We start from the raw sequence: 19915 nt of genomic DNA on the forward strand, positions 1-19915 counted from the left end.
GTTTGGGATGCCACTTAATACGGATAGCTGAAATCAAGGACACCTAAATGAGCGAGCAACAGGTCGAGATCAGGATTATTCAATCACTGTCTGAAATCGATGCCGCTGATTGGGATGCTTGTGCCTGCCCCGACGCCGTTGAGGGTGCGCGCGCCAAAGACCCGTTCACGACATATAGGTTCCTTAAAGCACTGGAAGATAGCGGCAGCGTTGGCGTGGGAACGGGTTGGCAGCCGCAGTATTTGATCGCCCTTATTGAGGGGCAGATTATCGGGGTGGCCCCGCTGTATGTTAAATCGCATTCGCAGGGTGAGTATATTTTTGATCACTCTTGGGCCCACGCGTACGAAAACGCAGGCGGCAGGTATTACCCCAAGCTTCAGATCGCTGTGCCCCATACGCCAGCCACTGGGCGCCGGTTTTTGACCCGTGAAGGGTTTGAGGAGACGGGGTTTAACGCCTTGGTTCAAGGCGCAGTGCAGCTGACGGATAACAATAACCTTAGCTCGCTGCATGCAACCTTTTGTACCAGCGACGAAGCGGCGCGCGCCGAAAGCCTGGGCATGATGGCGCGCAAAACCCAGCAGTTTCATTGGCGCAATGAGGGGTATGAAACCTTTGATGACTTCCTCGCAACGCTAAGTTCGCGCAAACGTAAAAACATCCGCAAAGAACGTGCAACCGCACAGGGATTTGGCGGCACTATCCAGACGTTCACGGGGGATGCGTTAACCGCGGATCATTGGGATGCCTTCTGGATGTTTTATCAGGACACTGGTGCACGCAAATGGGGGCAGCCCTATTTGACTCGCGCGTTTTTTGACATTGCGCAGGAAACCTTGCGCGATGACATTTCGCTGGTTCTGGCGGAACGGGATGGGCGGTGGATCGCGGGGGCGTTGAATTTTATCGGCGCGGACTCGCTTTATGGGCGGTATTGGGGCTGTATCGAGCACCACTCATGTCTGCACTTTGAGCTGTGCTATTATCAGGCGATTGATATCGCGATCCAGTTGGGCCTCGGCAGCGTTGAGGCCGGCGCGCAGGGCGAACACAAACTTGCCCGCGGATATTTGCCCACGCCAACATGGTCCCTGCATTGGATGCGTGACCAAGGGTTTGCCCGCGCTGTAGGCGAGTTTCTGGAAGCCGAACGCGCGGCCGTTGATGAAGAGATTGAAATCCTCACGGATTACGGCCCGTTCAAGCAGGTGAAAGTGGACGAACAGGAATGAGCGAGAAGCTAACAGAGCAGGACCGTTTAGAGCTATTGGAACCCTTGCTGTCTAATGGTTGGGAAATGGTTCAAGGGCGCGACGCGATTACCAAAACCTACAAGTTTGCAAATTTCGCCGCTGCATTTGGCTGGATGACCAGCGCCGCAATCTGGTCCGAAAAGTGGAACCATCACCCCGAGTGGGCGAATGTTTATAACAAGGTGACTGTGACGCTCATCACCCACAGCGTTGATGGGCTGAGCGATCTTGATATCAAGCTGGCCCAGAAAATGGACCAGCTATAGGTAGGGGCCAAGGGCCGCAGTGCTGCGACCCTCGTCCAGTTTTTACATGCTATCGAGCAGTGCTTCACCACCAGATACTTCGCACATACCGGGGTTTTCTTCTGCCTGAAGCAGCGTGACCTTGCCGTCGTCAACCAACATCGCATAACGCTTTGAGCGCGCGACTAGGCCTGCTGGAACTGCGTCAAAATCCATGCCGATGGCTTTTGTGAATTCCGATGATGCATCGCCCAGCATTGTGATGCCTGCTTCATTTGCGCCAGTTGCGTCGCCCCATGCCTTCATCACGAATGGATCGTTGACCGAAATGCAGATGATCTCATCCACACCTTTTGCGTCGAACTGATCCTTGGTGCGGACAAAGCTGGGCACATGGGCCGAGTGGCATGTCGGCGTAAAGGCACCTGGCACAGCAAAGATCACAACTTTGCGGCCCTTTGTCTTGTCGCTCATTTTTACCGGTGTTGGCCCTTCCGCGCCCATTTGAACAAGTGTCGCGTCGGGCAGAGTATCACCTTGAGAAATCGACATAGGGTAACCTTTCATATGATTGTGTTTGTCCTTATCCCAGATATAGGGTCTGCATAGAGTCGGGGCCAGAGCATAAGGAGAGATTACCATGCGGCACATCGTTGTGATCGGAGCTGGGCAGGCGGGTTCGTCTTGCGTTGTGAAGCTGCGCAACAGTGGTTTTGATGGTAAGATCACTCTGATTGGTTCCGAGGCTCAGCCGCCCTATCAGCGGCCTCCATTGTCAAAGGCCTATCTGATGGGGGACATGACGCTGGAGCGTCTGTTTCTCAAGCCTGAGGCGTTTTACGGCGAGAACGATATTGATCTGCGCCTTGGCATTACGGTCGAATCTATCGACACTGCCGCGCAGCAGATCACGACCAGTGATGGGGTATTGGATTATGATGAGTTGGTGTTGACCACTGGATCGGTCCCCCATCATTTGCCCGCCGCGATTGGAGGAGCATTAGACGGCGTGCATGTGGTGCGTGGCCTTGCAGATGTTGACGCGATGGAGTCGCGCTTTGTCAAAGGGGCCCGCGTGCTGATTGTAGGCGGCGGTTATATCGGGTTAGAGGCGGCATCGGTTGCTGCAAAGCTGGGGCTTGAGGTCACTCTGGTTGAAATGGCCCCCCGTATTTTGCAACGTGTTGCCGCGCCTGAAACCTCTGATTTCTTTCGCAACCTACACAAGGGCCACGGCGTGGACCTGCGCGAGGGGGTCGGCCTAGATCACCTGACGGGTGAAGGCAAAGTAACCGGAGCCGTTTTGACGGACGGTACCACGCTGGACGTTGATTTTGTGATCGTCGGTGTAGGTATCGCGCCAGCAACCGCGTTGGCCCAGTCGGCTGGTGTGGGGTTGGACAACGGGATCGCGGTCGATAGCCATGGTCGCACAGATGTCGCGCATGTTTGGGCTGCTGGGGATTGCACGTCTTTCCCTTACCGCGATGGGCGCATCCGTTTGGAAAGCGTCCCAAACGCGATTGAGCAGGCCGAAGTCGTTGCGCAAAACCTGATGGGTGCCGAGAAAGACTATGCCGCGAAGCCTTGGTTCTGGTCGGATCAATATGACGTAAAGCTGCAAATCGCGGGGCTGAACACTGGATATGACCGTGTGGTCACACGCGGGGCCGCCCCCGGTCCGGTGTCGTTTTGGTATTACAAAGGTGAAACGCTTTTGGCGGTTGATGCCGCCAATGACCCCCGTGGTTATATGGTGGGCAAACGTTTGATCGAAAGCGGCAAGTCACCTGCGGCTGAGTTGGTCGCCGATGCTGATACCGACCTCAAGGCGTTGCTAAAGGCGTGAGGATCATCGCAGGAAAATCACGCGGCACGGTGTTGGCCGATGTCGGCAAGGGGGATGCCGCAGCACATTTGCGGCCAACCTCGGATCGTGTGCGCGAAAGCCTGTTTTCTATGCTGACGCACCTTGATGTCATTCACGGGGCGCGGGTTCTTGATCTGTTTGCAGGAACTGGCGCGTTAGGGCTGGAGGCGCTGTCGCGCGGCGCGGATGAAGTTGCGTTTGTTGAAAACGGACGGGTTGGGCAAAAGCTAATCACCCAGAACGTTGATAAGCTCAGAGCGGCAGACCAAACCACGTTGCTGCGCAATGATGCAACGCGTTTGGGGGTATGCTCGGTCCCGCCATTTGATCTCGTCTTCCTTGACCCGCCCTATGGCAAAGGGATGGGACAACAGGCGTTGTCGGCCATCCAGTCGGGCAAGTGGCTGGCCCAAGGTGCGTTGGTCGTATGGGAAGAGAGTGCGCCGATGGATGCACCCGATGGCTACACCCGTACAGATCGGCGCAAATATGGTGACACGCATGTCACGCTGCTGACAGCTGATTGATTAGCTAAATCAAAGCGGCCAGTTCTCGATCCGCTGGGATTTCTTTGCCAGCAACCCCATGATTGGGCTCATTTTGACGACCATCCGCCCTGTAAAGGCTGCTTTGCCCGTCTCTGCCATGGCTTTGAGGTTCGAGGCGATAAAGCCCTGTGCCCCCAGCATTTCCTTGCGCAGTTTGGAGCCTTCGACGGTTTCGGTGATGATTAGATCAAATTCGGTGCCGCCGTCTTTCTCGCGCAGCTCATAGGTGACGGTGCAGGGCGGCTCGTCGATGTTTGTCATCTGGAAGGTGTGGGCATAGCGGTGCGGCGGATCAAAGGCCAACACTTCGCCAACAACCATCGCGACTTTGCCGTTTGGGTTCACCATCCGCATCTTTGCGCCTTCCTTTAGGCCGTCTGTTGTCTGGCAAACGGCGCCGAAAAAGAAAGGGAGCGGCGTGTCGGTTGCCACTAGCGTGGACCACACCGTTTCGATGGGCGCTTCGATGAAGGTGCGGCTGATAGATTTCGGGGCATATTCGGTCATTTTCCAATTTCCTTTTTAGCGACGGCTTCTGCGGTGGCTTTGATTAGGCTCATCCGGTCCAACCAGTGGGCGGAATAGCCGTCGATCCACCGCTCATAGATGAGCTGTAGGGGAAGCGCGTTGAGGTAGAGGCGGCGACTGCGCCCTTCTTTGCGGCTGGTGATGAGTTGGGCCTCGGTCAGGACGCGAAGATGGTTCATCACAGCGATGCGCGAGACGTCGAAATGGGCGGCCAGTTCACCCACTGCCATGCCGGGGTGGTCGCGCAGATGATCTAGGATCGCGCGGCGGGTTTCATGGGCCAAGGCCTGAAAAACCGAATCCATATCGTTATTAGTAAACATGTAATTACATTATTACATGATAGGTAAAAGTCAACCCCGCCCCTTTTTCAGGTTAGCGGGGTTGGGGAATTAGTAAGTTGGGTGGAATTTTCCGGCTGGGGACAGCGTGAAAATTTCATAGCCGTCTTCGGTCACACCGATCGAATGTTCGAACTGCGCCGAAAGGGATTTATCACGCGTTACTGCGGTCCAATCGTCGGCCAGAGTTTTCGTCTCGGCGCGGCCAAGGTTCACCATAGGTTCGATGGTGAAAAACATGCCTGGTTCCAGAACGGATTTTGTGCCCGCCTTGCCATAGTGCAAAACATTTGGCGGCGCGTGGAATACGCGGCCCAATCCGTGACCGCAAAAGTCTGTGACAACCGACATGCGATGCCCTTCGACAAATGATTGGATCGCGTGGCCAATATCGCCGAATGTGTTGCCGGGTTTGACAACTTCGATGCCCTTCATCAGGGCCTTATGCGTGATGTCGATCAGGCGTTCGGCTTTGCGTGATAGTTTCCCCGCGACGAACATGCGGGATGTGTCGCCAAACCAACCATCAACAATCACGGTGACGTCGATGTTGACGATGTCGCCATCTTTCAGCTTTTTGTCACTTGGGATGCCGTGACAAACAACGTGGTTGATCGAAATACAGCTGGCGTGTTGATAGCCTTTGTAGCCAATGGTCGCTGATTTGGCGCCCGCTGCGTTGACCTTTTCTTCGATGATGCGGTCGATCTCGGCAGTGGTTTGGCCAACGATGACATGTTCTGCGATCTCATCAAGGATGGTCGCGGCCAGCTTGCCCGCTGCGTGCATGCCCGCAAAATCGGCTGCTTCGTGAATGCGAATGCCGTCTTTAGTTGTGCGACCTTTGTGGGTGTCTGTCACCGGGCTCTCCATCGGTTGTTTGGGTTTGTTTAACCTGCCGCGCGGCCAAGGGCCAGAGGGCTAGAAATGCTGATGCCTTCGGGTGTGATCTGGGTGCCAATACAAAGAGTTTCAACACCTGCTTTGGTTGCTGCTGCATGGGCTTGCGCATAATTCGGGTCAATGTCGCTTGCGATATCGACATGGGTGCAATCCGTGCGCTGCACGAGATACAACAGGACCGCGCGGTGGCCTTGCTGCGCGACTTTTGCCAGCTCGCCCATGTGTTTGGCACCGCGGGCGGTGACGGAATCGGGGAATTCGGCTTGCCCCTCGCTTCGGCACAGCGTGACGGATTTTACCTCGACATAGGCATCGGGCAGGCCATCTTGGCTGAGCAGAAAATCAATGCGTGAATTCGTGCCGTATTTCACCTCGGGACGGACGGTTTTATAGGCACTCAGCGCGGATATTTCACCTGCCTCCAAAGCGGCGCGTAAAACGCGGTTGGGCAGGGATGTATCAACACCAGTAAAGTGACCGTTCTCGTGGTCGACCAATCGCCACCCGTAATCGAGCTTCTTTTTCGGGTCGTCATTTGGCTCTAGCCACACCTTACTTCCCTCTAGGGCCAAGCCCATCATTGATCCGGGGTTGGCGCAGTGGGCGGTAATTTCCCGCCCATCTTCTAACCGACAATCAGCTAGAAAACGTTTGTAACGGCGGATTAGGCGGGCGGGCACAAGATCGGTTTGAAAGCGCATGCCATAGGGCTATACCTTTGTAAGAACAGGCTCAAGGAGAGGTAGAATGAAGAACCCCACAGCGGCAATGTTGGTGATCGGGGATGAAATCCTCTCGGGGCGGACGCGGGATGCGAATATGCATTATCTCGCGGGGCAATTGACGGATGCAGGCATTGCTCTGGCCGAGGTTCGCGTTGTGCCGGATGAGCGGGATGTGATTATCGCGGCGGTTCAGGCATTGGCTGCAAACTACGACACCGTATTCACCTCTGGTGGCATCGGGCCAACCCATGACGATATCACCGCAGATTGCATGGCAGCTGCCTTTGGTCAGACCATTGATGTGCGCGACGATGCGCGCGACATTCTGCAAGCTCACTACGATAAATCCGGAACCGAGCTGAATGAGGCGCGCCTTCGTATGGCGCGTATTCCGGCGGACGCGACGTTGATTGATAACCCTGTCTCCTCGGCGCCAGGTTTTACCATTGAGAATGTTCATGTCATGGCCGGCGTTCCTAGCGTCTTTATCGCCATGGTTGCCAGTGTATTACCAACCCTTACGGGCGGGGCGCCGCTGCTCAGTGAAACCCTGACCGTTCATCGGGGCGAGGGTGATATCGCCGGCCCCTTCGGTGCGATTGCTGAAGCTTATCCATCGCTGTCCATGGGCAGCTATCCGTTTCAGAAAGATGGTAGATACGGTGCCCACCTTGTTGTGCGTGGTCAGGATCGGGCCATGCTGGATGAAGCGATGGGCAAATTGAGCGAGGCGTTTTCATGAGCATAGATATTCAGGCGCTTTACGATGTCATCGAGGGGACTTGGCCACCTGCAAATGTGTGGGCCGAAGGGCCATGGACGCTGCGTGATGGTGCGCAGGGTGGCAAGCGTGTTTCGGCGGCGACAGCTGCGGGCAGTATCACGGACGCAGATATTCCACTTGCGGAAACCAAGATGCGCAAGATCGGGCAAACGCCTCTGTTTATGATCCGCGAAGGGGAGGAAGCGCTGGACGCGCTCCTTGCTGCGCGTGGGTATGATTTGATCGACGAAGTGACGCTGTATACCGCGCCAATTGGGCTGCTGACGGATCTTCCCATCCCGCGCGTTACCTGTTTCGAGATTTGGGAACCCTTGGCCATCATGGAAGAAATCTGGGCACAGGGGGGTGTTGGCCCTGCGCGTCTGGAGGTGATGAAGCGGGCCAAGGCCAAGACGGGCATCCTGTCACGTTGGAATGAAAAACCGGCAGGGGTTGCTTTTGCCGCTGTGCACGATGGTGTTGCGATGGTTCATGCCGTTGAGGTTTTGCCGCACCAGCGCAAACAAGGTGTCGCGCAATGGATTATGCGGGCCGCTGCAATTTGGGGGCAAAAACAAGGGGCAACGCAGATCGCCGTTCTTTGTGTAACGGATAGCAAGCCAGCGAATGCGCTTTATTCCAAGATGGGCTTTACCCCGATTGGAACATACCATTACCGTATCTTACCAGAATAAAGGAACGCCCCATGAGTGACGACGCCCCAACCGCTCTCGATCTGCCAATGGTCGATCCGCTACCCCCTGAGACCCAGAAATATTTTGATATTTGTACGGATAAGTTGGGAATGATCCCGAACGTTCTGCAGGCCTATGCGTTTGATATCGACAAGCTGAACAGCTTTACCGCGCTGTATAACGACCTGATGTTAGGCGCGAGCAACCTGACCAAGCTTGAGCGTGAAATGATCGCCGTGGTGGTCTCGGCTGTGAACCGTTGTTTCTATTGCCTCACCGCGCATGGTCAGGCGGTGCGGGAACTGTCGGGTGATCCTATTTTGGGTGAAACGCTGGTGATGAACTATCGTGTTGCGGATCTGGACCCGAAAACGCGGATGATGCTGGATTTCGCGGTCAAGCTGACAGAGGCGCCAGAGATCATCGAAGACGAAGACCGTGACGCCTTGCGCGCTGCGGGTTTCTCGGATCGCGATATTTGGGATATCGCGTCGGTTGCGGCCTTCTTTAACATGACCAACCGTGTGGCAAGTGCCACAGATATGCGGCCAAACAAAGAATACCACGCGCTATCACGATGAAGCATTGGCTGTGTGCATTGGCGGTGATGATTGGAGGAGCAGCGCAAGCGGTTGAGCTGCAGCTTCCCGCCAACGCGCGCCAGTTGATAGTGCGTGAAACGGTAGAGGATCGATACTTTGCTCCTATCGGTCCCTTTCAAGAAGGTGCCTTGCCTGCACAGGTTTTCCAAGGGGCTATCGCGCGCAGCTCATGGCGGATTGACCTTGCCGGATTGACGCCGCTTCAGGTGGTGACACCTTTGCAGGATCAGTTGTTGGCAGCTGGATATCAGGTGGTGCTGGATTGTGCTGATGTGGCGTGCGGTGGCTATGATTTTCGGTTCGCTACCGAGGTTATGCCAGCCCCAAACATGTATGTTAACATTCGAAACTACCACGTTCTGACAGCGAAAAGAGGCACGGGTGAGAGTGCCGAAGTTGTTAGCATTTTCGCGAGTGCTTCTAGTGGGGTGTCTTTCTTACAAATCATCCAAGTCGCACCCTCTGCCGACAAAAATAAGATTGATGCGGTCGCCCCGCCTCGTGCTTTTGCTGACGTGGTGGAACCTGAAGGTGAGCTTGCCCAACAGCTGCTGACATACGGGCGTGCCGTGCTGGGAGGATTGGAGTTCAACAGCGGGACATCCGATCTAGGCACAGGCCCTTTTGCCGCTTTGTCCGATTTGGCCATAGCCTTACAGGAACAGCCTGATCTGCGCGTCGCGCTGGTGGGGCATACCGACAATATTGGAGGGCTTGAGGGGAACATCCAACTATCACGCAACCGCGCCAATGCGGTACGTAACCGTTTGATTGATAAATACGATGTCACCCCTTCACGCCTAGAGGCGCAGGGCATGGGCTATCTCGCGCCGTTCACGACAAACCTGACCAAAGAGGGCCGAGAAGAAAACCGACGGGTCGAAGTTATCCTCCTCGCCCAATAAAAAACCCCCGATATTGCAATGCAATACCGAGGGGGAAGGTCACCGAGGGGATTGGTGTCTTGGGTCTGGTTACCAGTCGCTTGGGCCTTTCTCGGCAAAAGCGTGGACCAGAAAATCGATAAAGGCGCGTACCTTTGGCTGTGTAAAACGGCCTGGTGGGTATACAGCGTAGATGCCTTGGGTCTCTTGCGGCAAATCAGGGATCGCATCCATAACCAGACCTTGCTCCATCGCTTCTGCATAGAGGAAGCTAGGCAAGTAAGCGATGCCAAGGCCAGAGATCGCCGCGTTCAGCAAGGATTGACCGTCATTGACCGATAGCCAGCCAGCGGTCCGTACCTGACGCTTTTCACCAGAAGGGGCCGTCAGTTTCCAGACGTTGCCAGAAGACTGGTTTGAATAGTGCAGCAGCTTGTGATCGTTCAGATCGTCGATCTTTTCAGGGCGGCCATATTTTTCGAAATATTCGGGCGAGGCGATCATACGTTTTGTTGTTTCGGTCAGCTTGCGTGCCCGCAATGTGCTGTCTTCCAGCTCACCGATACGAACGGCCATGTCGAAGCCTTCGGAGATCAGCTCAACGTAGCGGTTGTTCAAGACCATGTTGACCGTGATATCAGGGAAATCACCAAGGAATTCGGATAAAACCGGCGATAGGTGGTTCACCCCGAAATCAGTCGCAACCGAGATCCGCAATAGGCCAGATGGCGCAGATTGCATCGACGTGACCAATGCATCGGCTTCGCCAGCATCATTCAGAACGCGGCGGGCGCGGTCATAGTAAGCGAGGCCAATCTCTGTTGGGGACACGCGGCGCGTTGTTCGGTTCAACAAACGGGCGCCAAGGCGTGCCTCAAGAGATGAGACATGTTTCGAGACAGCGGATTTTGAAATCCCCATCTTTTTGGCGGCGTCGGTAAAGCCCCCTTGATCCACCACGGTGGCGAATGCTTCCATTTCTGTAAGGCGGTCCATTTGCCGTCCCTTTCCATTCATATTTCGAGGGATAGATATGATGGTGGATTGGGGCGCAATCTGGGCAGCGGTGGGACAGTAGCAAGGTAATTACGCAACCGTTGCGCGGCAGGAAACACGGGAACAGTGTGTTTCGATGGGCTCATTCGCCTTGTTTTATTGGGCTATGCGAAGCTGATCGAGGGTATGGGCAGCTCTTGACCGTTCTGTCGGAGTTAAAAACTCAGGCGTTTTTGGGAAACAGTTGAGCGTTGATTCCCCAAAACAACGTCTTGGGGAATCATTATTGTATTTCTGGTTTAGAGGGTCGCGGCCAATCGCGTACCTTGGTTAATGGCGCGCTTTGCATCTAATTCGGCCGCAACATCGGCGCCGCCGATGACGTGGCAGGTTTTGCCTTTGGCCTCTAATGCATCGGCAAGGCTGCGATCCGATAGCTGGCCGGCGCATAGAACAACCGTATCGGCGGGGATCACCTGTGGGTTCTCGCGTGCTTCGCCAAAGGTGATGTGGACACCTTCATCATCGATCCGCTCATAGTTAACGCCAGCGATCATGTTGACGCCTTTCATGGTCAGTGACGCGCGGTGGATCCATCCTGTTGTCTTGCCTAGCCCCTTACCCGGTTTGGATGGCTTTCGCTGCATCATCGTGATGGCACGCGTAGCCGGATGGGGTTGTGGCCCTTCAGGGGCCAGACCTGAGCGGTGTTCGGATGTGTCTGCCACACCCCATTCGCTCATCCATTCAGGAAGGTTAAGCGTAGTGCTTTCGCCATCATCCACCAGATGTTCAGAGATATCAAAGCCGATGCCGCCAGCGCCAATGACTGCAACATGGTCACCAATCGTGGCACGGCCCTGAAGGACGTCAATGTAGGAGTATACGCTTTTGTGGTTTTGGCCGTCGATCTGTGGATCACGCGGCACAACACCTGTCGCGATAATAACCTCGTCAAAGTCATCCAGATCATTTGCCGAGACTTCGGTGTTCAGCTTTACGTTAATGCCGTGATGGGCAACCATCGTGCGGTACCAATCGACAAAGCCCCAGAACTCTTCCTTACCTGCGACCTGTTTGGCGAGGTTCAATTGGCCACCGATTTCAGCCGCGCGGTCAAAGATGGTTACGGTATGGCCGCGCTCTGCGGCGGCGATGGCAGCGGATAGGCCAGCAGGGCCAGCACCAACAACGGCGATTGTTTTTACCTTCTCGGCGGGCTCCAAAACCAATTCGGTTTCATAGCAGGCACGCGGGTTCACAAGACAGGAAGAGATTTTGCCGCTGAAGGTGTGATCAAGGCAGGCTTGGTTACATCCAATGCAGGGCGCGATGTGATCGGCCTTGCCTGCTGCGGCTTTATTCACGAAATCAGCGTCAGCCAACATCGGGCGCGCCATCGAAACCATATCGGCGCATCCGGTTGATAGGACTTCCTCCGCGACATCGGGGGTGTTGATGCGGTTCGACGTGATCAGCGGGATCGAAACCTTGCCCATCAGTTTCTTGGTGACCCAAGCAAAGGCCGCACGGGGAACCGATGTTGCGATGGTGGGAACGCGCGCCTCGTGCCAGCCGATGCCCGTATTGATAATCGTCGCGCCAGCTTTTTCGATTTCCTGAGCCAGCTGTACAACCTCGTCAAAGGTTGATCCATTGGGAACAAGGTCGATCATCGACAAGCGGTAGATCACGATAAAATCGGTTCCGACCGTTTCGCGAACGCGTTTCACCACTTCGATTGGCAGGCGCATGCGGTTTTCATATGAACCGCCCCATTCGTCGGTGCGTTTGTTGGTGTGGGTCACAAGGAACTGATTCAGGAAATAACCCTCAGACCCCATTACCTCTACCCCGTCATATCCTGCTTCCTTGGCACGGCCCGCACAGGCAGCAATGTCGGCGATTTGTTTTTCGATGCCTGCGGCGTCCAGCTCGATTGGTGGGAAGGGGGAAATGGGGGATTTGATCGCCGAAGGCGCCACGCATTTGGGGCCATAGGCGTAACGACCAGCGTGCAAAATCTGCATCGCGATCTTGCCGTCTGCTTCGTGAACGCGATCTGTGACGATCTTGTGGTTGGCGACGTCTTCATCGGTGCTCAGCATCGCAGCACCAGGCAGGACGGACCCTTCGAGGTTGGGGCCAATGCCGCCTGTGACCATCAGGCCAACACCACCGCGTGCGCGATCCGCATAAAATTCGGCGACGCGGTTCCAGTCTTTCGTCTCTTCCAGCCCTGTGTGCATCGACCCCATGAGGACGCGGTTTTTGAGCGTGGTAAAGCCGAGATCAAGTGGACGGAGCATGTTGGGGTAGCTGGACATGGGGGAACCCTTCTGGCGGTTATTCAATTTCACCATACCATGGCAATAGCATCTGGCGCTGTCATTAAGAACGCGGCGTCAGGCTGCTTTCGGTTTCCGCCTTGCTTGAGGTGATGTAGAGTGTGTTCAAAATAGATCAATCAGTTGGATATGTGCGATGACGCCTGAAGAAATTGAAAAACTGCCCTATCGGCCTTGTGTCGGTGTCATGGTTATAAACTCTTCTGGAAAAGTGTTTGTCGGGCAGCGGTTGGATAACAATGCGGATGCGTGGCAGATGCCGCAAGGTGGCGTTGATCCGGGCGAAGACCCTCAGGCCGCGGCGCTGCGCGAGTTGGAGGAAGAAACAGGTATCACACGCGATCTGGTTACGGTCGAAGCCGAGACCAAAGATTGGCTGCCCTACGAGCTACCCCATGATCTGGTGCCAAAACTGTGGAAAGGCCGCTTTCGCGGGCAAGAGCAGAAATGGTTCCTATTGCGATTCAATGGGACGGACGATCAGGTAAATATCCAAACAGCCGAGCCTGAATTTAGGGAATGGAAGTGGATTTCTACCGATAAACTGTTGGGCAGCATCGTGCCGTTCAAAAAGGACGTCTATGCGCGCGTTATCAAAGAATTCGAGGATCAGATTTGATGAGACTTCTTGCAGCCACTTTGTTTGCCCTTACGCCGGTATCGGTGGCAGCATTGTCCTGTACACCTCATTCCGTCGAGGCCGCGTACCTCGAGGCAGACGGTTCCGAGGCGCGCTTTGTTGTTGTCAAAGGGCAGCTTGAGTTTGATGAACGAAAATTGCCAAAGGCGGACGGAGGGGTAAATCAGACGCCCCCGCAGACAACGCGCATCAAGGCGCGGCTGTCTGGGTCGGTTTTGTCGCGCAAAGGCTTTAAAACGCCTTTCAACAAATCGGTCACCTTGGCCGTGCATTGTTTTGGTCCGTGGTGCGCATCAGCGCAACAAGGCGGCGAGGTGCTTGCCTTTGTTGAGCAGAGCGAAGCCGGAGATGTTATCACAACCAACCCATGTGGCGGGTTTTTATTCCATTCACCGACACCCAAAATGATCCGCGCGGTCAAAGGGTGCTTTGCTGGCCGGTCGTGTAAACCGCTTAGATAATCGGTACCCCAGCGGCAGCGTTCGCTGGCAAAACACCCGTCAGGCGTGGGTCATCGTCTACTTCGATTTCCCGTTTGTAGGCGGTAAATCCAGAGCGGATGTAAAAGTTCAACGCCTGCGCGCTGTCTAATGTGCAGGTGTGCACGTGAAAACGTTTGATGTTTTGCGCCCATGCTTGGGTGATCGCCTGATCCATCAAATACCGCCCCGCGCCTGTTCCAATCAGGTTGGGCGTCAGGCCGAAATAAGCAAGCTCACATTCGCCATCCGCGCGGAAATCCAGCTCTAGCAGGGCTTCATCAACGCCGTCTTTGGAAAGCGTAAAGAAAGAGACGTTTGGATCATCAAGGATCGCTTGTAATTCAGCGTCTGACATTTTGAGGCGGCCAAACCATAGCCACTCTAACGCGCCGACACGGGTGAAAACATCGCGGTACCATTCGAGTGTCGGTTTGACTGCCCGAAAGCTGATCCCGTCGGGAAGCGGAACATCTTTGATCGTTGCGGGGGCGTGCATTTCCAGATGGGTGACAACCATGGCAAGCTTGCCCTTGGGGACAGGGTGAAATCCATCCGTTAACATCAGACCAAACCTGCTTTGCGGAACTCGACCATCATGTCGGTCGCTGGGCGCGGCCCGATGTGCGAGATGACCTCGGAACCGCATAGGTTCCCCATCCGCCCACAGGTTTCCAAATCGCGGCCTGTTGCCAAACCGTAAAGGAAGCCAGCGGCAAACTGATCACCAGCACCTGTGGCATCAACTGGCACAACCCTTTCGGGGGCTGGAATGTCGACACGCTCATCGCCGCGGATAAGGGTGACGCCATCGCCGCCACGGGTGCACACCATGATGGGGCACATCGCAGCTGTTTTGGTCATGGCTGCTTCTAGGTCATCTGTTTCGAACAGGGATTTGATCTCGGCCTCATTGCCGATCACATAATCCAGCTCATGTTCGATCATCTGCAGAAAGTCAGCGCGATGACGTTCGACGCAGAAGGGATCAGAGATGGTGATACCAGCCATGCCACCGCCAGCTTTGGCGGAACGGGCTGCTTCGCGGAAAGCTGATTTTCCCGCGTCGTGGTCAAACAGGTATCCCTCTAGGAACATCAGTTTTGCATTGCCCGAAACGTCCTGTGGCACATCCTCTGAGGTGAGGCCTGTTGAAATCCCTAGATAGGTGTTCAACGAACGCTCCCCATCGGGTGTGACAAAGATCATGCAGCGCGAGGTGGGCGTTTCGCCCTCGGCTACGGGTGGGTTCACAAAATCAATGCCATTGTCCGTCATTGCATCAGCATAAAAACGGCCCAAGCCGTCATCGCGGACGCGCCCGATAAACGCGGTGTTCAGGCCCAAGGCCCCAACGCCAGCAACAGTATTCGCCACAGCGCCGCCAGGGGTCTGCAAGCGATCACCCATCGCGCCATACAACTGCTCGGCACGGTCCTGTTCGATCAGCTGCATGATGCCTTTTTCGATACCCATGTTATCGAGAAACGCGTCGTCTGAATGGCTGATGACATCCACAACAGCATTACCAATGCCAACGAGGTCGTAAGTCTTCATTCTGTTTTGTCCTTGTATTCGCAAAGGTCTCTGATGATGCAGGTTCTGCATTGAGGTTTGCGTGCTTTGCAATGATAGCGCCCGTGCAGGATGAGCCAGTGATGCGCATGCAACTGGAAATCTGCAGGGATATTGTCTTCTACCGCGCGCTCAACGGCGTCCACGGTTTTGCCAGGAGCGATGCCTGTGCGATTGCCGACGCGGAATATGTGGGTGTCAACGGCTTGTGCTGGCTGCTGCCACCACATGTTCAAAACAACATTCGCCGTTTTGCGCCCAACACCAGGCAGAGATTGCAGCGCAGCCCGAGAGTTCGGAACAATGCCGTCATATTCATCCACCAAAATCTGGCTAAGCTTCATCACGTTTTTGGCTTTTTGGCGAAACAGTCCAATTGTTTTGATGTGTTCGGTTAGCTCTTCCAACCCAAGGTCCAGCATCTTTTGCGGCGTGTCCGCGACTTTGAACAGGGCGCGGGTGGCTTTGTTGACGCCGACATCGGTTGCTTGGGCTGACAGGGCGACGGCCACAACCAATGTATAGACGTTCACATGCTCCAACTCGCCTTCGGGCTCAGGGTCGGCCTCTTGAAAGCGTTCCATGATGGCGCGGATCGTGTGATAATCGAGTTGTTTTGACGGTTTGCTCATGGCGCAAAGGTATGCGCAGGTTTCGGGTCGCGTGCAAGCGGGACCGCGCATAATGTGGGGGTATGACACAGATGATACAAAACCCCGACGACTTGCAGGATAGCTATCACTACGGCGTCATTGCCCGCGCAATTGCAATCATTGATGCCGCGGATGAAACGCTGACCCTAGAAGCGCTCGCGCGCGAGATGGGCATGAGTGCGGCGCATTTTCAGCGCGTCTTTTCAACATGGGTGGGGGTGTCGCCCAAACGGTATCAGCAATATTTGACCTTGGGCCACGCAAAATCCCTTTTGCGCGCGCAAACGACAACGCTCCAAGCGGCCCATTCAAGCGGCCTATCGGGGACGGGTCGCCTGCATGATTTGTTTTTGCGGTGGGAAGCCATGAGCCCCGGTGATTTCGCGACCGGAGGGCAGGGGCTGATGATTGACTGGGGGTGGTTCAAAAGCCCCTTTGGTCCTGTTTTGGTGATGGGAACAGACAAAGGCATTTGCGGCCTGTCCCTAGCCGCCGAAATGGGTGAGGCATCCGCAATGGAGGATTTGCGCAAGCGTTGGCCAAAGGCGGAATTTCGCGAAAACCCTGCGCGGTTGAAGGATTGGGTGGAAACGGCATTTGGTCGAGGGCGAAAAGGTGAAAAGGCCCCGCTGTATCTGACGGGCGCGCCGTTCCAGATAAAGGTTTGGGAGGCTTTGTTGCAGTTACCAGAAGGGCAGGTCACGACCTATGGCGCAATAGCCGAAGCCATCGGCAGCCCAAAGGCGATTCGCGCTGTTGGTACGGCAGTGGGGCGCAATCCGATTGGATATCTTATCCCCTGCCACCGTGTGCTGCGCAAATCGGGTGAAATGGGCGGCTATCATTGGGGGCTCCCCATGAAACGTGCGATGTTGGGGTATGAGGCGGCCCGCGTCGAAGCGGTTTGACGCAGGCGCTGATAACACCAATGTGCGCAAAATGTCGCTTATTCCCCGTAGCGGGCCATTTTGTCAGCGCCCAAAACGCCCTATATTGCGGTTATCGAAAAGATGCTTCGCCCGAACGGAGCCGAAACAGTAAGGCAGTAGTAGTATGACACTTTTGAAATTCCCTCTCGTCGCTGCGGTGACGAGCGTTATCGCGTTGGGCGCATGTACAGACCCTAACGGCTCTATCTTGGCGCAGGATGGTGATGCGAATAAAAACCTGAAAAACGGCGCCTTGATTGGCGCGGGTGCGGGGGCTGTTATTGGTGCCCTGTCGCGTGGTGATGGTAACCGTGATCAAGGTGCGATTAAGGGCGCGCTGATTGGTGCGGCTTTGGGTGCTGGTGGCGGTGCGCTGCTGGACAAACAAGAGAGCGATTTGCGCGCGAGCCTTGGCAATGACAACGTGACGATTACCAACACTGGTGATCGTTTGATCGTTACCTTGCCGCAAGACATCTTGTTCGCAACGGGATCAAGCGCGGTGCGCCCTGACCTGCAGCGCGATTTGGGTGCGGTTTCCAGCAACTTGCAGGCTTATCCTGACTCAACAATCCAAATTATCGGTCATACCGATAGCGATGGCGATGCCTCTTACAACCAGCAACTTTCCGAAAGCCGCGCAAATGCGGTTGCGAATGTTCTGATTAATAACGGAACAGCAACGTCTCGTATTCGCGTTGACGGGCGCGGCGAAAGCCAGCCGGTTTCCAGCAACCTAACCCCAGAAGGTAAGGCGCAGAACCGCCGCGTAGAGATCATCATTCTGCCTAACGCAGCCTGATCGCATTCTCTAAGGTTTCAAAGGCTCCGATGCAGTGATGCATTGGGGCCTTTTTCGTTTTGAACATTTTTGCACATGGGCTGTTTGCGCGTGGCCCTTGAGAAAACGCACAGATGCGCCTCATATCATCGGTAGCGAAAACTTGAAAAGGACAGTGCACATGGCCACCCCTAAACTTCTTGGTATTTCCGGCTCTCTTCGCAAGGGCAGCCATAACGCGCAGCTTTTGGCAGAGGCGGCACGTCTTTTTGGAGACTCTCATTACACCCAAGCTGACCTGAACCTACCCCTTTATGATGGGGATGACGAAGAAGCGAATGGCGTACCAGCTGCCGTGGAAACCTTGGCGCAACAAATTGCGGATGCCGATGCGGTTGTTATCTCGACCCCTGAATACAACAAAGGCCCGTCTGGCGTGTTGAAGAATGCACTGGACTGGGTCAGCCGAAGCGCGATCAAGCCATGGGGGGATAAGCCCGTCGCAGTCATGTCAGCCGCAGCAGGGCGCGCAGGTGGTGAGCGTGCGCAATCTGTTTTGCGCGGGTTTATGGTCCCGTTCCGTCCGCGTATCTTGCAAGGGCCAGAAATTCATCTGGCGTCCTGCTATGCCGAGTTCGACGACAACGGTCACCTCAAAAGCGAAATCTACACCAAAGACCTAACCGAGCTGATGGCAGCGCTGCGTGCTGAAATCGGCGCTTAGATTTGTTCGCTGATCTCGATGAGGTTCCCGTCAGGGTCGCGGATATAGAGTGACATGATTGGTCCGGTGGCCCCTGTGCGGCGGATCGGGCCAATTTCTATCTCAACTGTGAGGTCAGCCAAATGCAGTTGCCATGCGTCTAGTGGCGCTGAGGTCAAAAAACACAGATCAGCCGAGCCCACCGTAGCCCGCCCAGCCTTTGGTTCGAATTCAAGGCCCGCTTGGTGCAGGTTGATCTTCATACTGCCAAAGGTCAGCGCAACACGTGTGCTGCCGTCCGCCACCGTAAATGGCGCCTCGCTCATCCCTAAAACTTGGGTGTAAAACGCAGCCGTGCGCGGGATGTCGGTGACCGTAAGGACCAAATGGTCGAGCGTTTTCAGGCTGGGTTTCACAGGTTATCCTCTACGCGAAAACCTTCGGGTATCGCATCTTTTTCCAAGAGCAAAAGGTCGGCCATGACCTGTGCTATTTTGGGGGCCATGCCGAACCCGATTTTAAAACCGCCGTTGGCGATGAAATGCCCCGACCTGTCCGGCCATGCACCCAACATCGGGGCACGTGATCTGGCGCGCGGGCGCACCCCCGCCCAACGAGATAAGACTGGTGCTTCGGCCAACGCTGGGATTGCTGCGCGTGCTGCGGCAATCACATCATCCAGCTGTGCATCGGTGCTGGTTGGGTCCGTGTATTCGCGTTCGGATGTTGACCCTATTGCGATGGTTCCATCGAGATGAGGGATGGCATGTACACCTTGGGCAAAGAGCTGCGGTAACCCAGAAGCGTCAAAATCTAGTACTGCCGCCTGTCCCTTTACACCATTTCCCATGACCCGTGTCCGTCCTGCACTGAGCTCTTCTAATCCCGCGACACCAGTCGCCCAAAGAACCGCCCCTTTGTCGGGAGCAGATGGCAGAACGTGAATGCCTTTTGATTTGAGCGCAGCGACCAAGGCGCTACAGGCGCGGCGGGGATGCATATGCGCGCTAAGAGTGTCACGGATGAAATAGCCCGACGGGCTGATAGGGCGCCAGTCTGAGGTAACCGCAGGAATGACCTCCCATGTCGCATTGTCTTGCCAAAGCTCGCGCGCGGTTTCGCAACGGCGCTGGGCCAGTGCAAGGGTGGCCTCGTCAGCAATGGGTTGCAGGCGACCCGTTCGCGCATAGCCAGCGCTTTCGCCACCTTCGGCCTGCACCTCGTCCCAAAAGGCCTGTGCCATCAGCAGGCTTTCCAGTTGGAACGCCTTTTTCGGGTTCCAGTTTTCAGGTACATGCGGAGCCAACGCCCCCACAACGCCTCCGCTGCTGCCTGCGCCAGCGCCATGCGGATCAACGATTTGCACAGATGCGCCGCGCTGCACGCATGCCCATGCAATGGACAAGCCAAAAATGCCAGCGCCTCGAATGGTGATATCGGTCATTGCCCCT

At 55.4% G+C, this 19915-nt stretch carries 25 protein-coding genes; 13 read left to right on the top strand and 12 right to left on the bottom strand.

All coding sequences use genetic code 11. The features are described 5' to 3' along the window. Positions 1–47 precede the first annotated feature (47 nt). On the top strand, positions 48–1235 hold the full coding sequence (locus Z948_RS0109075) for a GNAT family N-acetyltransferase (protein WP_025059250.1): 1188 nt from the start codon (positions 48–50) through the stop codon (positions 1233–1235). Further along, the gene (locus tag Z948_RS0109080; RefSeq protein WP_025059251.1) at positions 1232–1522 is read left to right on the top strand and encodes a 4a-hydroxytetrahydrobiopterin dehydratase; all 291 of its coding nucleotides are present in this window, start codon (positions 1232–1234) and stop codon (positions 1520–1522) included. Before Z948_RS0109075 ends, Z948_RS0109080 begins: the two co-directional genes overlap by 4 nt. A 42-nt stretch (positions 1523–1564) precedes the next feature. Here the strand turns inward: Z948_RS0109080 and Z948_RS0109085 are convergent, their stop codons facing one another. Next, a complete protein-coding gene (locus Z948_RS0109085) occupies positions 1565–2053 on the bottom strand; it encodes a peroxiredoxin (RefSeq protein ID WP_025059252.1) in 489 nt (162 codons plus the stop codon). 88 nt (positions 2054–2141) lie between these two features. Here Z948_RS0109085 and Z948_RS0109090 point away from each other — a divergent pair, with 88 nt between their 5' ends. Then, positions 2142–3350 carry an NAD(P)/FAD-dependent oxidoreductase gene (locus tag Z948_RS0109090; RefSeq protein ID WP_025059253.1) on the top strand — a complete coding sequence of 403 codons (1209 nt, stop codon included), beginning with the start codon at positions 2142–2144 and terminating at the stop codon, positions 3348–3350. Continuing rightward, entirely contained in the window at positions 3347–3898 is a 552-nt protein-coding gene (gene rsmD / locus Z948_RS0109095) for a 16S rRNA (guanine(966)-N(2))-methyltransferase RsmD (RefSeq protein ID WP_025059254.1), read from the top strand. The genes Z948_RS0109090 and rsmD overlap by 4 nt, the downstream gene beginning before the upstream one ends. A gap of 9 nt (positions 3899–3907) precedes the next feature. Here rsmD and Z948_RS0109100 read toward each other — a convergent pair whose 3' ends face one another. From Z948_RS0109100 to sfsA, 4 genes are all read right to left on the bottom strand, one after another. Beyond that, the gene (locus Z948_RS0109100) at positions 3908–4426 is read right to left on the bottom strand and encodes an SRPBCC domain-containing protein (protein ID WP_025059255.1); all 519 of its coding nucleotides are present in this window, start codon (positions 4424–4426) and stop codon (positions 3908–3910) included. Beyond that, a complete protein-coding gene (locus Z948_RS0109105; protein WP_025059256.1) occupies positions 4423–4770 on the bottom strand; it encodes an ArsR/SmtB family transcription factor in 348 nt (115 codons plus the stop codon). Before Z948_RS0109105 ends, Z948_RS0109100 begins: the two co-directional genes overlap by 4 nt. 69 nt (positions 4771–4839) lie before the next feature. Continuing rightward, positions 4840–5661 (bottom strand): type I methionyl aminopeptidase, encoded by an 822-nt coding sequence (gene map, locus Z948_RS0109110; RefSeq protein WP_037951422.1) that lies wholly within the window; start codon positions 5659–5661, stop codon positions 4840–4842. A 17-nt stretch (positions 5662–5678) separates the two neighbouring features. Continuing rightward, a complete protein-coding gene (gene sfsA, locus Z948_RS0109115; protein ID WP_025059258.1) occupies positions 5679–6392 on the bottom strand; it encodes a DNA/RNA nuclease SfsA in 714 nt (237 codons plus the stop codon). 46 nt (positions 6393–6438) lie between these two features. Between sfsA and Z948_RS0109120 the strand changes: the two genes are divergently transcribed. From Z948_RS0109120 to Z948_RS0109135, 4 genes are read left to right on the top strand one after another with little or no spacing between them, the layout of a single operon-like run. Then, a complete protein-coding gene (locus Z948_RS0109120; protein WP_025059259.1) occupies positions 6439–7158 on the top strand; it encodes a competence/damage-inducible protein A in 720 nt (239 codons plus the stop codon). Further along, on the top strand, positions 7155–7874 hold the full coding sequence (locus Z948_RS0109125) for a GNAT family N-acetyltransferase (RefSeq protein ID WP_025059260.1): 720 nt from the start codon (positions 7155–7157) through the stop codon (positions 7872–7874). The genes Z948_RS0109120 and Z948_RS0109125 overlap by 4 nt, the downstream gene beginning before the upstream one ends. An 11-nt stretch (positions 7875–7885) precedes the next feature. Further along, positions 7886–8455: a peroxidase-related enzyme gene (locus Z948_RS0109130; protein WP_025059261.1), complete on the top strand. Its 570-nt coding sequence runs from the start codon at positions 7886–7888 to the stop codon at positions 8453–8455. Beyond that, positions 8452–9381 carry an OmpA family protein gene (locus tag Z948_RS0109135; protein ID WP_025059262.1) on the top strand — a complete coding sequence of 310 codons (930 nt, stop codon included), beginning with the start codon at positions 8452–8454 and terminating at the stop codon, positions 9379–9381. The genes Z948_RS0109130 and Z948_RS0109135 overlap by 4 nt, the downstream gene beginning before the upstream one ends. Before the next feature lie 69 nt (positions 9382–9450). Here Z948_RS0109135 and Z948_RS0109140 read toward each other — a convergent pair whose 3' ends face one another. Then, positions 9451–10356 (bottom strand): LysR family transcriptional regulator, encoded by a 906-nt coding sequence (locus Z948_RS0109140; protein WP_025059263.1) that lies wholly within the window; start codon positions 10354–10356, stop codon positions 9451–9453. Between the two features lie 299 nt (positions 10357–10655). Beyond that, on the bottom strand, positions 10656–12683 hold the full coding sequence (locus tag Z948_RS0109145; protein ID WP_025059264.1) for an NADPH-dependent 2,4-dienoyl-CoA reductase: 2028 nt from the start codon (positions 12681–12683) through the stop codon (positions 10656–10658). Positions 12684–12840: 157 nt separating this feature from the next. Here Z948_RS0109145 and Z948_RS0109150 point away from each other — a divergent pair, with 157 nt between their 5' ends. Both Z948_RS0109150 and Z948_RS0109155 read left to right on the top strand, forming a co-directional pair. Next, a complete protein-coding gene (locus tag Z948_RS0109150; RefSeq protein ID WP_025059265.1) occupies positions 12841–13323 on the top strand; it encodes an RNA pyrophosphohydrolase in 483 nt (160 codons plus the stop codon). Continuing rightward, positions 13323–13805, top strand: a complete 483-nt coding sequence (locus Z948_RS0109155) for a hypothetical protein (protein ID WP_037951427.1) — start codon at positions 13323–13325, stop codon at positions 13803–13805. The genes Z948_RS0109150 and Z948_RS0109155 overlap by 1 nt, the downstream gene beginning before the upstream one ends. Here Z948_RS0109155 and Z948_RS0109160 read toward each other — a convergent pair. Genes Z948_RS0109160 through nth form a run of 3 tightly spaced genes read right to left on the bottom strand, consistent with a single transcriptional unit; the run spans position 13798 to position 16030 of the window. After that, positions 13798–14388, bottom strand: a complete 591-nt coding sequence (locus tag Z948_RS0109160; protein WP_025059267.1) for a GNAT family N-acetyltransferase — start codon at positions 14386–14388, stop codon at positions 13798–13800. The two genes, Z948_RS0109155 and Z948_RS0109160, sit on opposite strands and share 8 nt — an antisense overlap. Continuing rightward, a complete protein-coding gene (locus tag Z948_RS0109165; RefSeq protein WP_025059268.1) occupies positions 14388–15380 on the bottom strand; it encodes an adenosine kinase in 993 nt (330 codons plus the stop codon). The genes Z948_RS0109160 and Z948_RS0109165 overlap by 1 nt, the downstream gene beginning before the upstream one ends. Beyond that, a complete protein-coding gene (gene nth / locus Z948_RS0109170; RefSeq protein WP_025059269.1) occupies positions 15377–16030 on the bottom strand; it encodes an endonuclease III in 654 nt (217 codons plus the stop codon). Before nth ends, Z948_RS0109165 begins: the two co-directional genes overlap by 4 nt. Positions 16031–16092: 62 nt before the next feature. On the opposite strand from nth, the gene Z948_RS0109175 reads away from it, so the two are divergent. The 3 genes from Z948_RS0109175 to Z948_RS0109185 all read left to right on the top strand — a co-directional run bounded on the left by Z948_RS0109175 (position 16093) and on the right by Z948_RS0109185 (position 18485). Beyond that, entirely contained in the window at positions 16093–16959 is an 867-nt protein-coding gene (locus tag Z948_RS0109175; protein WP_025059270.1) for a methylated-DNA--[protein]-cysteine S-methyltransferase, read from the top strand. A 145-nt stretch (positions 16960–17104) separates the two neighbouring features. Next, entirely contained in the window at positions 17105–17782 is a 678-nt protein-coding gene (locus Z948_RS0109180) for a YiaD family glycine zipper/OmpA-like lipoprotein (protein WP_025059271.1), read from the top strand. Positions 17783–17942: 160 nt separating this feature from the next. Further along, positions 17943–18485, top strand: coding sequence for an NADPH-dependent FMN reductase (locus Z948_RS0109185; protein ID WP_025059272.1), 543 nt, complete (start codon positions 17943–17945; stop codon positions 18483–18485). Here the strand turns inward: Z948_RS0109185 and Z948_RS0109190 are convergent. Next, positions 18482–18880, bottom strand: coding sequence for a VOC family protein (locus Z948_RS0109190; RefSeq protein WP_025059273.1), 399 nt, complete (start codon positions 18878–18880; stop codon positions 18482–18484). The two genes, Z948_RS0109185 and Z948_RS0109190, sit on opposite strands and share 4 nt — an antisense overlap. Beyond that, on the bottom strand, positions 18877–19908 hold the full coding sequence (locus Z948_RS0109195) for an NAD(P)/FAD-dependent oxidoreductase (protein WP_025059274.1): 1032 nt from the start codon (positions 19906–19908) through the stop codon (positions 18877–18879). Before Z948_RS0109195 ends, Z948_RS0109190 begins: the two co-directional genes overlap by 4 nt. Between the last annotated feature and the right edge of the window lie 7 nt (positions 19909–19915).

The organism is Sulfitobacter donghicola DSW-25 = KCTC 12864 = JCM 14565, assembly GCF_000622405.1.
GTDB lineage: Bacteria > Pseudomonadota > Alphaproteobacteria > Rhodobacterales > Rhodobacteraceae > Sulfitobacter > Sulfitobacter donghicola.